A 12,166-nucleotide genomic window follows, 5' to 3' on the forward strand; every position below is an offset into this window, starting at 1 on the left:
TGAGATTCTCCACCATGCCCACAGATCATTCCAAACGCAAGTTCCTGCGCAGCTCCCTCGGCACCGCCGCCTCGATCGCCGCCCTGTCCGGATTCCCGCCGGCGATCCGGCGCGCGCTGGCGATCGAAGCCAACAACGCCACCGGCACCATCAACGATGTTCAGCATGTCGTCATGCTCATGCTGGAAAACCGCTCGTTCGACAGCTACTTCGGCACCTTCAGGGGCGTGCGCGGATACGGCGACCGCTTCGTCGCGCCAGCGCCGAACGGCTACAACGTCCTGTATCAGACCAGCACCACGCCCGCCGCGACTTATATGCCCTTCCACCTTGACGCGAGCAAGGGCAATGCGCAACGCGCCGGCGGCACGCCGCACACATGGATCGATTCGCAGGCGGCGTGGGACCACGGCCGGATGAACCGGTGGCCGGACGCCAAGACCGCGCTGTCGATGGGATATTTCGAAACCGCCGAGGTGCCGTTCCAACGGGCGCTGGCCGATGCCTTCACCCTCTGCGACCACTACCACTGCGGCATGCACACGGGGACGATCGCGAACCGGCTGTTCTATTGGACCGGCACCAACGGCCCCAACGGCCGAAGCCCGGCCGACGGCAAACCGGTCCAGGTGGCCGTGCTCAACAACCAGTACGAGGACGGCAACGACATCGGCCCCTCGAGCGAAGGCTGGACCTGGACCACCTACGCCGACCGTCTGGAAAAGGCGGGGGTCGGTTGGAAGGTGTACCAAAGCCTGGTCGACAACTTCGGCTGCAACGAGATGATGAGTTTTCGCCACTGGCGCGCGGAAATCGAAAAACTGCCCGAGCGCCGCCGTCCGCTGCACGTCGCCGCCACCGACATCACCCAGGACGTCAATCGCGCCGGCCCGTTCTATGACGCCGGCATCGACGACGCCCTCAGCCCGTTGGCCAAGGGATTCCACAACACCATGCCGCATGGTTTCCTGGAAACCTTCCGCGAGGACATCAGCCACGGCAAGCTGCCGGCCGTGTCGTGGATCATCGCGCCATCGGTCTACAGCGAGCATCCGGCATGCTCCAGCCCGGCCCAGGGCGGTTGGTATGTGCAGGAAATTCTGGATGCGCTCACGGCGCATCCAGAGGTGTGGAGCAAGACCGTTCTGTTGATTAATTTCGACGAGAACGATGGCTTGTTCGACCACCTGCCGGCGCCGTGCCCGCCATCGGTGGCCGCCGACGGCGGCATCGCCGGCGGCACCACGCTGAGCGCCGCCGATATGGCGCTCGAGTACCACAACCACACGCCGGCGACCGGCAGGCAGCCGGCGATCGATGGCCGCCCCTACGGACCGGGGCCGCGCGTGCCGATGTGGATCGTGTCGCCGTGGAGCCGTGGCGGCTGGGTCAACTCGCAGGTCTTCGACCATACCTCGGTGCTGCAATTTCTCGAGAAGCGCTTCGGCGTCCTCGAGCCGCAGATCAGCGCTTACCGGCGTGCGGTGTGCGGCGACCTGACCTCCTGCTTCAACTTCGTCAACCCGAACGCCGAGGCGTTGCCAACGCTCGGCGGGCGCAGCACCAAGGCGGACGTCGACGCGCTGGCGCTGGCCCAGGCCAAGGCCGCCGCGCTGGAACACCCGCCGGCGACGACCACCTCCAGACTGCCGGCGCAGGCCGGCGGCACCCGCCCCTCGCGCGCACTGCCCTATGTATTGCAGGTGACGGCGCGCGCCACCGCCAGCGCGCAGCGGGTGACGCTGGCGTTCGCCAACGACAGCGGCGACCGCGCCGGCGCGGTATTCCACGTGTACGACGAGCTGCACCTGGACCGGATACCACGGCGCTATGTAGTCGAGGCCGGCAAGACGTTGGAGGGAAGCTGGGAGGTTGCGGCGGACGGCGGCGCTTACCGCCTGTGGGTGCTGGGACCGAACGGCTTTCACCGCCACTTTATTGGCGACCTCAACGAGCAGGAGGGTGCGGCGGGCCCGGAGATCGACATCCGCTACGAGGCGGGTAGTCCGGCCGGGCTGACGGTTGACATCCACAACCACGGCGACGCTTGCACATTCACGGCAACGGCCGAAGCGTATCGAAGCGACGGCCCGTGGACGATCGCGGTGGCCGGCGGAGGCGTCGGAACGTTCCAATGGCCGGTGGCCGACAGCGGCAACTGGTATGACTTCACGATCACCTGCGGCGCGCAGAAAAGTTTCCGGCGCCGCTACGCCGGACGGGTCGAAAACGGCAGGGACTCCGTCAGCGACCCGGCGATGGGAATGCCACTCCGGGGTCAAGTCTGACATTCAGACACGAGCTGATCTATTTGACCGCGCTTACTGACCAGTCCGTGTCCGAATGACAGACTTGACCCCGGGTTTTTAGCGGCTCGCTTGGCGCGAGGCGTCGTCGGCTTTTGGCAAGGCGGCGGTCATGTTGATCCAGCTTTCCGGCTGCGGTTTTTTCGGTTCGCGGACGCCGAAGAAGCTGACGACCTGGTCGCTATTGTGGTCGTAGAATTCGACCGAGGTGATGCCGGCGCGCTTGACCACCCAGCCGCTGGCGAAGGCGCTGTCACGCAGGTGCAAATTGAATTCCGGGTCGAGCACGTTGAACCAGCCCGGCGAGGCGGCGACCTTGCCTACCTTGCCGCTGAAGATCTGGATCGTCGAGCCGTTGCCCAAAAAGACCATGATGTCGATCTTTTGCTTGGCCGTCTCTTCCAGCAGCTGGCGCACCGCTTGCGGCGTGATGCGCGTGGCGGCCCCGGCCGGGGCGAGGCGCATCGCTTGCTGGCGCGAGACGCCGAACTCCGTCAGCAGGCGGTTGAACTGGTGTACGTCGTTGATTTCATTCCATGCCAGCTGGAATTCCTTGACGTCGATCTCGCTGTCCGGCTTTTCCTTGGCCTTCACAGGTTGCGCGGCCACCTTCAGGTCGGCGCTTTGCGACGGCGCGCGGAAGTCGGCCACCAGCTTGTCGAACACCGGCACGCCGGCGTCGTTCTTGAGGTACAGCTTGTGCACGGCGTTGCCGCTGGCGTCGAAGAATTGCAGGCTGCGCGAGACGGCGCCGTCCTTGCCCGGCTGCGTCACCGCGAACGCGTATTTCCATTTGTCGAAGGTGAAACGCAGGTCGATCTCGCCGCCCAGGTAGCCGCCGGCGATGTTGCGCAGGCGCGCTTCGCGTTCCTTTTGCTTGTCTTCCTCGAGACCGACGATGTCGTCCTGCGATTTGAGCTTGCTGGCGACGCCGGTGCGCTCGAGCACGCCATTTTCGTTGCGCGTCAGCGCCAGCACCTTGCCCAGGTCGAGCGCGCGGCGCATGATTTCGCGCGGCACGGTGTCGCCTTCCTTGAGGCGGACGACGGTCTTGCCGATGCCGGTCGCCAGCAGGTCCGCTTCCGAGACGCTGAGCGTTTTGGCGGCGTCGCGCGCGGCCAGCTTGGGCTGCTCGGCGCGCAGGGTTTCCCAGCGTTCGGCCAGGCTGGCGGCGCCGCCCGGCAACGCGGTGAACAGCAAGGCGCCGGTCAGCGCCAGGGTAAATCGGTGGTGAGGTTTCATGGTGGCTCCGTGGGTTGTTTAGTAGATGACTTTAAGGTTGACGGCGAAGTTGCGGCCCGGACGCGCCTGGCGTTCGATGTCGGCCAACGTGGCCGCCGTGGTGCCGGCGACCAGGCTGCGCGACGAGGCGTAGTCCCAGTACTTGCGGTCGGCCAGGTTGTACAGGCCGCCGCTGACGGTGGCGTGCTTGTTGATGTGCCAGTACGCGGTCAGGTCCATGACCGTGTAGCCGGGCACGGCGAACATGCCGGTCGTGGCGCTGGTGAACACGTCGGCCGAAGCGCGCTTGCCGCGCACCGTGCTGACGATGAAGGCGGCGCCGCCGCGCTTGGCCGGGTCGTCGTAGGCGAACGTGGCGTTGGCCTTGTACGGCTGCACCGAGGCCAGTTCGGCCTTCTTGCCGCTGTCCTTGTTTTCGGCCGTGCCGCGCGAGATGCCGCCGGCCAGCGCCAGACTGTAGCCCCGCATCGGCTGCCACCATTGGCCCAGCGCGAAGCGGCTGCTCACTTCGCCGCCACGGATTTTGGCCTTGCCGACGTTTTCCGGACGGAACAGGCCTTGCGTGATGGTCGGGTAGTTGACCGGGTCGGCCGGCTGCGCGGCGTATTCGATGAAGTTGTCGTAACTGGTGTGGAACAGCGAGAAGCTGAGCTCTACACCTTGTGTCGGCGCGCCCTTCAGGCCCACCTCGAAGGCGTTGCTGGTTTCCTTTTTGAGGTCGGGGTTGCCCAGCACGGCGTAGCCGTTGCCGGCGCCGGTGTAGCTGAACGAGTCGTAGGTGCCGGTGCGCTCGGCCGCGCTCGGCAGGCGGGTGCCGCGCGTGTATTGGGCGTAGGTGCTCAGCTGCGGCGCCAGCTCGACCGAGAAATTCAGGCTCGGCGTGACGAAGGTGTCCTTGTCCTCGCGGATTTCCCTGGCCGCGCTCGGCACGGCGATGACGTAGTTTTGCAGGTTTTGCGGTGTCAGCTTGCGCCGCTCGGCGCGCAGCCCCGGCGTCAACGTGGCCTGGTGGCCGGCCAGGTCGAATCCGAACTCGCCGCGCACGTAGGCGGCCAGCTTGTCGGTGTCCATGTCGGCCATGCGGTTTTTCATCGTGATCTGGTGGGCGCCGGTGCGCACCACCGTGCGGTCCTCGATCCATGGGCGGCGGCTTTCCAGCTCCTCGTACAGCACGCCGTAGCCGAGCACCGTGGACGGGTTCAACTGTTTGACGGCGTCGAACGCGATGCCCTTGCTGTCGTTGAAGTAGCCGGTGGTGATGTTGCGGATGTAGGGCTGGCCGCCGCTGACGTAGTCGGCGTTGGTGTCGTCCTCGACCGAGGCGGTTTGCTTGTAGAGTTTGGTTTCGAGCTTGTCGAACAGCAGGCCGTTGGCCGGCGTGTAGCGGTGCTCGACACTGTAGCGGGTGCGCTCGGTGTTGGAGTTCTGCGTCGCGCCGGCGGGATACAGGGCGCCGACCTTGTTGTTGTAGACGCGGTCGTGTTCGGCCTTGTAGTGGTCGATGGTGAAGCGCAGTTCCTGGTCGCGGGCGAGCTTCCAGTTCAGCTTGGCGAGCACGGCGTCGGACGACCAGTCGTCCGGGTTGGGAACGGCGTCGCCTTCGGTCTTGGTTTCGGCGCCGTCCCGGTGGACGGCGACGATCAGCGCTTGCAGGTGCTCGCCGAGCGCGGTGGCGGCGGTGACGGCGTGCATGCGCGACGCCTGTTCCGACGCGTAGCCGAACTTGTAGTCGGCGTAGAGCTTGCGGGTGCCGTCCAGGTACATCTCCGGCGATTTGGTGACGAACGAGACCGCCCCGCCCAGGCCGGGCGTGCCGCCGCCGGCCGGGCTGGCGCCCGAGCCGATGCCGACGTAGTGGAAGGTTTCCGGGTCGGTGTAATCGCGGCCGATGCCGAACGAGTTCATCGACGTGCCTTCCGGGCGCGGCGCGGCGTCCGGCAGCGAGATGCCGTCGACTTCGAGGCTGACGCGGTTGCCTTCGACGCCGCGAATGTTGATGCCGGTGTTGCCGGCGCTGTCCCAGACGTTGGCGCCGCCGCTGGCGGCCGCCGGCACGCTGATCAGCGGCGAGTAGCGGGCGATCTTGGCCATGTCGATGGCGTTGTTCTGCTCCAGCTGCTCGGTGCTGACGACGGTAGTGGTCCCGTTGCGGGTGGAGGCGGCTTCGTCGCGCTTGGCCTGGACGACGATTTCGCCGAGGGCCGGGGCGCTGGCGGCAGCCGCCGCTTGCGCTTGTTGCGCGTGCGCCGGGAGCATGGCGGCGGCCATCAGGGTGATCATTGCGGAGTGCACCGCGACGCCCATCAGGCGCGGTCGTGGGACGTGAGAAGGCGCGGCCGAATGCCGGGCGCCCGTGGTGGTGGCAGCCATAGAGTTCCAAGAGAGAGTTGTGGACGGCTGGCTCTCGGACCTACGATTGCTGGCAAAAACGCATACTAGCAATAATGATTCTCATTTACAAGTGGTTGGCGTGTAAAGATTGATTATTGTCAAAGCGGTTAGGATGTAAGACGGGGGGAAATTTTCTGGCGGTATTGGCGGAGCTTGGCGGATTACGCCGTTCCGGCTAATCCGCCCTACGTGGTTTAGATTTTTTCACGTGTTCAGGCCGTGGTGAGGTCAGGACGGTTCGTTGGCCTGGCTCCGCGTTGCGTTGGTCTCGCTGCTGATGTGGTTGTTTTTGACGCGGACGTAGTGCTCGGCGGAGTATTTCAGGTAGGCGATTTCCTCCGGGCTGAGCGCCCTGACTTTTTTCGCGGGACGGCCAACGTACAAGTGGCCGCTTTCCAGCACCTTGCCCGGCGAGACCAGGCTGCCGGCGCCGATCATGACGCGGTCTTGCACCACGACGTCGTCCATGATGATCGAACCCATGCCGATCAGGCATTCATTACCGATGGTGCAGCCGTGCAGCAGCACCGAGTGGCCGATGGTGACGTAGTCGCCGATGATCAGCGGCGAGCCGTCCGGCTTGCCCGGGTGCTTGTGGGCGACATGGCCCATGGCGAAGTCTTGCACGTTGCTGCACTCGCCGATGACGATGCGGTTGACGTCGCCACGCAGCACGGTGTTGCACCAGACCGAGCTGTCGCGGCCGATACGGACGTCGCCGATCACTTGCGCCGAGGCGTGCAGATAGATGTCGTCGCCAAGGACGGGGCTGGTGTCGAGATACGGGGATAAGGGCATGCGGTGTCCGGATAAGTCAGTGGGGGAAATAGGTGCTGTCGCCGTGCGGCGCGGCGGCGAATGGCGGCAACGCTTCGGCGCGGCGCGACAGTTCGTCCAGCGACGGATAGTTTTCGGCGGCCACCACCTCGGGCAGCATTTGCCGCATGAAGTGCCAGGTGACGGCCGTCATGACCGCGCCGTGGTCCGTGCCGGGGCCGCCGAGGATCAGCGGCCGCTCCCGCTGCTCGGCTTCGAGCGCGTCGAAGGCCGACAGCATTTGCAAGGTGACGCGCTCGACCCACGGCTGGTGCAGTTTTTCGGCCGGACGCACGTTGCGTTCGTAGACGATCTGCACGCCCTTGTCGCAGGCGGCCAGCGCCAGGCCGAGCACGCGCAGCGAGCGCAACAACGCGGCCGGGTCCGACGGCGTCAGCCGCAGCTCGGGCCTGGCCAGGGTTTCGGCGTATTGCAGGATCAGCGTCGAGTCCATCAGCACGGTGCCGTCGGCGGTGACCAGGGTCGGCGCCTTGACCACGGGATTGATCTGGCGGAACTGGTCGAAGGTGCGGAACACCGACAGCGACTGGTGTTCGAACGGCACGTCAAGCAACTGCAGCGACACGGCGACGCGGCGCACATAGGGGGAATCGAGCATGCCTATCAGTTTCATGTTTTCTCCTTCGAATCACCGAGCGCGAACTCGGCGGCCTTGCGGGCGTGGATGGCGGTGGTGTCGAACAGCGGCACGGCCGCGTCGGATGGGTGGATCAGCAGCGAGATCTCGGTGCAGCCGAGAATGACGGCCTGGGCGCCCCGCTCCACCAGCGCGGCGATGATGCGGCGGTAGTCGTCGCGCGAGGCGTCGACGATGTTGCCCAGGCAGAGTTCTTCGTAGATGACGCGGTGGACGATGTCGCGCCCGGCCGGCTCGGGGACGATCACGTCCAGGCCGTGCAACTCGCGCAGCCGGTCCTTGTAGAACGCCTGCTCCATCGTGAAACGGGTGCCGATCAGGCCGATCTTGGTATGGCCGGCGGCCTTGATGGCGGCGGCCGTCGGGTCGGCGATGTGGAACAGCGGGATGTCCACCGCCGCCTCGATGGCAGGCGCGACCTTGTGCATGGTGTTGGTGCACAGCACGATAAAGTCGGCGCCGGCGGCCTGCAGCGAACGGGCAGCGCCGGCCAGCAGCGCGCCGGCCGCGTCCCAGTCGCCGGCGCGCTGCAAGCGTTCGACGTCATGGAAGTCGACGCTGACCAGCACCACCTTGGCCGAGTGCAGCCCGCCCAGCAGCTCCTTGACCGTTTGGTTGACCTCCCGGTAGTACGGCACCGTCGATTCCCAGCTCATGCCGCCGATTAATCCGATAGTCTTCATCAGATCCGCCCCGGAATGAAGCTGAGGAAGGAGAACTCGGCCTCGAAGCCGGCTTCCTTGGGGCTGCAGGCGTACAGGCCGCAGGCGATCGAGTCGGCGCCCGCGCGCTCGTGCAGGTGGGCCATGCGCAGTTGCGTCCATTGCTCGCCGTCGAGCGACGATTCGACGATACAGTCGTTGTCCTCGGCGCGCACGCGCAACCAGATGGTGTCGATCTCCTTGGCCAGCGGCTGGGTCGACCAGTCCGAATAATGGCCGTTGGTGACGACCACGCCGAGGCGGTTGTCGCCGTCCGGTTCGAACTCGACCGAGGTCTTGAGCCAGCAGCCGGACGACAGCCGCACCATCAGCCCGGCCTGGTCGTACTGGTGCACGGGACGCGAGGTGACCTTGGTCGTCAGCACGAAGTCGCCTTCGGCCTTCAGGTGCAGGAAGTGGCCGTTGTCGACCTGGAAGCCGTAGTGGGTGCGCTGCCAGAAGTCGGTGGCGGCGTCGGTGTGGATGCGCAGGCGGTTGGCGCCGTAGTCGACCTGCCAGTGGGCGGGCTCGCAATCCCATTGCAGCCTTGGGCTGAGCATGGTGTCGGCGAAGGTTTCGTGCAGCGGGGTGTCGCTCATCCGGTGTCCTTGTCTGGTGGTGGCCGTGCGTAGCTGACGGTGAGCATTTCCCATTGGTGGCCGTCGGGCTCGTTCCAATAGACGATGCTGCCGCCGTGTTGCGTGTCGACGGCGAAGTCGGTCGGGCCATGCACGGCGCTGCGGTAGGCGATGCCGGCCGACCGGATGCGCGCGAGGATGGCGTCGAATTCGGCCTGGTCGACGCGGAAGCAGTAGTGTATCAAAGGAACGGGCCCGGCCCATTCGTCGAAGTCGATGGTCAGGCCGTCGTTGACGTAGACCGGGGCGAACGGGCCGATGCCGGTGGTCGACCACGGCACGTCCAGCAGCTCGGCCAGCAGTTTGGCCGCCGCCAGCTTGTCGCGCGACGGCACCATCAGGTGATCCAGGGATATGGCCATACGCACCTCCTGCGGCCATTTTAAATTAACTTAGCGACAATAGGTGCGGATATCGTTGGTGGCGACGTCGCGGTCGTAGCGGTCGATCGGCAGGTCGTTGGCGTGGCGCACGGTGCCGTCGATGACGGCGCGCGCCAGCGCGCAGCGGCTGGCGTCGGTTTCCGGCTGGCCGCCGCGATGGATGGCGGCGTTCGCTCCGCCGCCTGCCCCGCCCTCACCGCGCGGGCGGTAGGCCGGCGCCATCAGCTTGTGCTGCTGGCGGCGCTGGAACTCGGCCTCGCGCTGTTGCCAGGTGCCGGCCGGATCGGCCGCCGGCGCGGCCGACGTTTTGAGCATCTGCACGCGGGCGCCGCCGGCCCTGTCGGGGTTGTCGGTGTAGTTGGTGACGCCGTTGGCGTCGACCCATTTGTAGATGTCGGCGTGGACGGTGCCGCTGGCGCCCAGCAGGGCCAGCGCCAGCGGCAATGTCAGCGACGCGGCAAGGTTTTTGGTCATGGAAGATTGTTCTCATGGAGAATCGACCAGCCAATTCTACGGATTATTTCCGCGTAGAATCTATTGAAATGTCACTAACCTTGCAACAACACCACGGCGCCGCGCGAGATCGCCCGCGCCACCGTCCGCGCGTCCCAGTTGGTCAGGCGGATACAGCCGTGCGATTGCGTCTTGCCGATCTTGCCCGGCTCCGGCGTGCCGTGGATGCCGTAGTGCGGCTTGCTCAGTTGAATCCAGACGGCGCCTACCGGGTTGTTGGGGCCGGCCGGGATGCGGGCGCCGGTGTCGCCCGCCTTGGCGTCCCAGAACAGCTTGGGGTTGTAGCGGTATTCCGGGTTGGCGGCGATGCCGCGCACCTCCCAGCGCCCTTCCGGCAGCGGGTCGTGGGCGCTGCCGGTGCTGGCGGGGAATTGCGCGATCGGCATGCCGCCGGCGTCGAGCAAGGTCAGGGTGCCGTCGCTGGCGTCGACCAGGATCGAGGTCGCCTTGGGCAGCGGCTTGGCCGACGCCACGTTCGGCACCAGCAGTTGCTCGCCGGCGCGGACGAACGATTTGCCGGGGTTGAGGCGGCGCAGCAGCTCGGGGCTGCTGTGGAATTTCTCGCCCAGCGCCTCGGCCAGGCTGGCGTAGCCCAGCGCCGGCAGCTTGGCCTTGTCGGCCATCGTGGCCGGCACCGGCCGGTACGGGCCGGCCACGTCCTCGGCGGTGACGGTGTAGACGTCGAGCACGGGCGCGGTGTCGGTCGAGAGCACGGCCCAGGTGGCCGTGTCGAGCACGCCGGTCAGCGGCAGCTGGTGCAGCTTCTGGAAACCGATGACGGCCTTGCGCAGGTTGCTGCCCTTGTTGCCGTCGATCTCGCCGGACGAGAAATGGGCGCGGTCGAGCAGCACCTGCGCGCGCAGCAGGTCGTGGCCGCCGGCGGCCGGGTTGGCGGAGATGGCGGGGGCCGGGGATTTCGCGTCGGCGATGCCGGCCAGCGCCAGCGCGATGGTCACAAACAGCGTCTTCAACAAATCAGGCCTGGGGACGGTTGATGGCCGCTTCGATGCGGTGGCCATCGGGATCGACGAGCGCGGCGTCGTGGAACAGGCCGGCGAACTGGAGGTCGCGCACGCCGAAGGAGATGGGGTGGAGCATGGGGGAGTCGATTCTGATGGTCGCTATAACGGACCCGGATTCTACCAAATCGCGGACCCGCATCGCGCACTTCTACTGCTTGCGGTATTTCTGCATGACGTAGCCGAGCCGGTGGCGGTTGACGTCGAGCCAGGTCCACAATGCCTCGACCTGCGCCGGGTGGGCGCGGTAGAAGGTGTCGTTGAAGGCGAGCCAGACGCGCGTGTTGATCAGCGGCTGCGGCAGTTGCACGACGGCGCCCTTGTAGCGCGCCAAGGTGGCCTTCAGGTGCTCGGGCGAGACGGCGGCGACGACCACGCCGTCGATGCGCCCGAGCCGCAGTTTTTCGAGATTGCGATCGAGGTCGCGCGCGCCGTCGTCGATCGTCAGGCCGGCGTCGCGCAGGCGGGCAGCGTAGCTTTGGCCTTGCGCCACGCCGAGCAGCTTGCCCTTGAAGTACTGCATCGGCTGGGTAGAGGCCGGCAGCTTGTCGCCGGCGCGCACCAGCACGATCAGGGCGTTGTGCATGGCGCGGTCGAGGTCGATGTTGCCGGCCTTGTCGCGTGGTAGCGCTATCTCCGGCGGGTAAACCGGTAGCTCTCCCATGGGCGACATGTCGATGTCGCCGTTGGCCAGGGCGACGCGCAGGCGGGCGATCGGCAGGCGCACCCAGACCGGCGGGCAGCCGAAGCCAGCGCCGAGCACGGCGTCGTGCATCAGGTCGACGGCGGCGCCGGGCGGGTCGGGGACTTCGGCGCCCTCGCCCAGCCAGTACGGCGGGCGGTGCTGGTCCATGTAGCCGACGCGCACGGGGATGCAGGTGGCGTTGGCGGCGGGGGGGATCAGCGTGGCGGCCAGTAGCAGTGTTGCCCAGGCGCGGGCGGGCGGCCGGCGGCCGGGCTTTGGGCGGGGCGCCGGGACGGCGCGGGCTTGTGCGGGGGCTTGGGTCATGGCGGTATGGTCACTTCGCTGGGTGCTCGTCGGTATCATACAGTTTATTTCCGCGTGGAAATCTAGCGAAATGTCACGGGGGCCGATGAGCCGCCGACGGCGCCTGGCCGATTACGCTGCGCTAATCCGCCCTACGTGTTTTAGAAGTGATCCGGGTTATTGGCCGGCCGGGGGCGCTGGAGGCGCCGCCAGTGGCACCGGCGGGGCGGCTTGGCCCTTGCCGACGATCTGGATGAAGATTTCGTTTTGTTTGATCATGCTGAGCTCGTAGCGGGCGCGTTCCTCGACGGCGCCGGTGCCGTCCTTGAGGTCGCGCACCTCCGAGTCGAGCTTGGCGTTGCGGGCCAGCAGTTCGGCGTTCTTTTTGTGGGCCGTGCCGACCTGCGCTTCAAGGTCGGCCACGCGCAGCCAGCCGCCCTTCCCCAGCCAGAGCGGGTACTGTATCAGCAGCAGCAAGACTGCCAGGGCGAGGGTGATCAGGCGCATGGTC

The 12,166-nt window shown here is 66.5% G+C and carries 13 protein-coding genes; 1 reads left to right on the top strand and 12 read right to left on the bottom strand.

All coding sequences use genetic code 11. From position 1 onward, the window contains the following. Positions 1-14 precede the first annotated feature (14 nt). The gene (locus tag MRBLMU1_RS08245; RefSeq protein WP_363499593.1) at positions 15-2,288 is read left to right on the top strand and encodes a phosphocholine-specific phospholipase C; all 2,274 of its coding nucleotides are present in this window, start codon (positions 15-17) and stop codon (positions 2,286-2,288) included. A 78-nt stretch (positions 2,289-2,366) separates the two neighbouring features. On the opposite strand, the gene MRBLMU1_RS08250 is transcribed toward MRBLMU1_RS08245, so the two are convergent. From MRBLMU1_RS08250 to ftsB, 12 genes are all read right to left on the bottom strand, one after another. Continuing rightward, the gene (locus MRBLMU1_RS08250) at positions 2,367-3,548 is read right to left on the bottom strand and encodes a hemin-degrading factor (protein WP_363499595.1); all 1,182 of its coding nucleotides are present in this window, start codon (positions 3,546-3,548) and stop codon (positions 2,367-2,369) included. An 18-nt stretch (positions 3,549-3,566) separates the two neighbouring features. Then, positions 3,567-5,918, bottom strand: coding sequence for a TonB-dependent receptor domain-containing protein (locus MRBLMU1_RS08255; protein WP_363499597.1), 2,352 nt, complete (start codon positions 5,916-5,918; stop codon positions 3,567-3,569). Between the two features lie 249 nt (positions 5,919-6,167). Then, a complete protein-coding gene (locus tag MRBLMU1_RS08260) occupies positions 6,168-6,737 on the bottom strand; it encodes a gamma carbonic anhydrase family protein (protein ID WP_363499599.1) in 570 nt (189 codons plus the stop codon). Positions 6,738-6,753: 16 nt separating this feature from the next. After that, complete coding sequence (locus MRBLMU1_RS08265) at positions 6,754-7,389, bottom strand: glutathione S-transferase (RefSeq protein WP_363499601.1); 636 nt, start codon at positions 7,387-7,389, stop codon at positions 6,754-6,756. Continuing rightward, the gene (locus tag MRBLMU1_RS08270) at positions 7,386-8,096 is read right to left on the bottom strand and encodes an aspartate/glutamate racemase family protein (RefSeq protein WP_363499603.1); all 711 of its coding nucleotides are present in this window, start codon (positions 8,094-8,096) and stop codon (positions 7,386-7,388) included. Before MRBLMU1_RS08270 ends, MRBLMU1_RS08265 begins: the two co-directional genes overlap by 4 nt. Next, complete coding sequence (locus tag MRBLMU1_RS08275) at positions 8,096-8,713, bottom strand: DUF1349 domain-containing protein (protein WP_363499605.1); 618 nt, start codon at positions 8,711-8,713, stop codon at positions 8,096-8,098. The genes MRBLMU1_RS08270 and MRBLMU1_RS08275 overlap by 1 nt, the downstream gene beginning before the upstream one ends. Then, positions 8,710-9,114, bottom strand: coding sequence for a VOC family protein (locus tag MRBLMU1_RS08280; protein ID WP_363499607.1), 405 nt, complete (start codon positions 9,112-9,114; stop codon positions 8,710-8,712). Before MRBLMU1_RS08280 ends, MRBLMU1_RS08275 begins: the two co-directional genes overlap by 4 nt. Positions 9,115-9,144: 30 nt before the next feature. Then, positions 9,145-9,609 carry a DUF4124 domain-containing protein gene (locus MRBLMU1_RS08285; RefSeq protein ID WP_363499609.1) on the bottom strand — a complete coding sequence of 155 codons (465 nt, stop codon included), beginning with the start codon at positions 9,607-9,609 and terminating at the stop codon, positions 9,145-9,147. A gap of 74 nt (positions 9,610-9,683) precedes the next feature. Further along, complete coding sequence (locus tag MRBLMU1_RS08290) at positions 9,684-10,619, bottom strand: L,D-transpeptidase family protein (RefSeq protein ID WP_363499611.1); 936 nt, start codon at positions 10,617-10,619, stop codon at positions 9,684-9,686. A 4-nt stretch (positions 10,620-10,623) separates the two neighbouring features. Then, positions 10,624-10,746, bottom strand: a complete 123-nt coding sequence (locus MRBLMU1_RS08295; protein WP_363499613.1) for a hypothetical protein — start codon at positions 10,744-10,746, stop codon at positions 10,624-10,626. Between the two features lie 72 nt (positions 10,747-10,818). Beyond that, positions 10,819-11,676: a hypothetical protein gene (locus tag MRBLMU1_RS08300; protein WP_363499615.1), complete on the bottom strand. Its 858-nt coding sequence runs from the start codon at positions 11,674-11,676 to the stop codon at positions 10,819-10,821. A 156-nt stretch (positions 11,677-11,832) separates the two neighbouring features. Beyond that, entirely contained in the window at positions 11,833-12,162 is a 330-nt protein-coding gene (gene ftsB / locus MRBLMU1_RS08305) for a cell division protein FtsB (protein WP_363499617.1), read from the bottom strand. Between the last annotated feature and the right edge of the window lie 4 nt (positions 12,163-12,166).

This window comes from Burkholderia sp. LMU1-1-1.1, from assembly GCF_040675865.1.
GTDB lineage: Bacteria > Pseudomonadota > Gammaproteobacteria > Burkholderiales > Burkholderiaceae_D > Rugamonas.

Coding starts and splice junctions, on each gene's coding strand:
- MRBLMU1_RS08245 (WP_363499593.1), top strand. CDS start 15: ATGCCCACAGATCATTCCAAACGCAAGTTCCTGCGCAGCTCCCTCGGC.
- MRBLMU1_RS08250 (WP_363499595.1), bottom strand. CDS start 3,548: ATGAAACCTCACCACCGATTTACCCTGGCGCTGACCGGCGCCTTGCTG.
- MRBLMU1_RS08255 (WP_363499597.1), bottom strand. CDS start 5,918: ATGGCTGCCACCACCACGGGCGCCCGGCATTCGGCCGCGCCTTCTCAC.
- MRBLMU1_RS08260 (WP_363499599.1), bottom strand. CDS start 6,737: ATGCCCTTATCCCCGTATCTCGACACCAGCCCCGTCCTTGGCGACGAC.
- MRBLMU1_RS08265 (WP_363499601.1), bottom strand. CDS start 7,389: ATGAAACTGATAGGCATGCTCGATTCCCCCTATGTGCGCCGCGTCGCC.
- MRBLMU1_RS08270 (WP_363499603.1), bottom strand. CDS start 8,096: ATGAAGACTATCGGATTAATCGGCGGCATGAGCTGGGAATCGACGGTG.
- MRBLMU1_RS08275 (WP_363499605.1), bottom strand. CDS start 8,713: ATGAGCGACACCCCGCTGCACGAAACCTTCGCCGACACCATGCTCAGC.
- MRBLMU1_RS08280 (WP_363499607.1), bottom strand. CDS start 9,114: ATGGCCATATCCCTGGATCACCTGATGGTGCCGTCGCGCGACAAGCTG.
- MRBLMU1_RS08285 (WP_363499609.1), bottom strand. CDS start 9,609: ATGACCAAAAACCTTGCCGCGTCGCTGACATTGCCGCTGGCGCTGGCC.
- MRBLMU1_RS08295 (WP_363499613.1), bottom strand. CDS start 10,746: ATGCTCCACCCCATCTCCTTCGGCGTGCGCGACCTCCAGTTCGCCGGC.
- MRBLMU1_RS08300 (WP_363499615.1), bottom strand. CDS start 11,676: ATGACCCAAGCCCCCGCACAAGCCCGCGCCGTCCCGGCGCCCCGCCCA.
- ftsB (WP_363499617.1), bottom strand. CDS start 12,162: ATGCGCCTGATCACCCTCGCCCTGGCAGTCTTGCTGCTGCTGATACAG.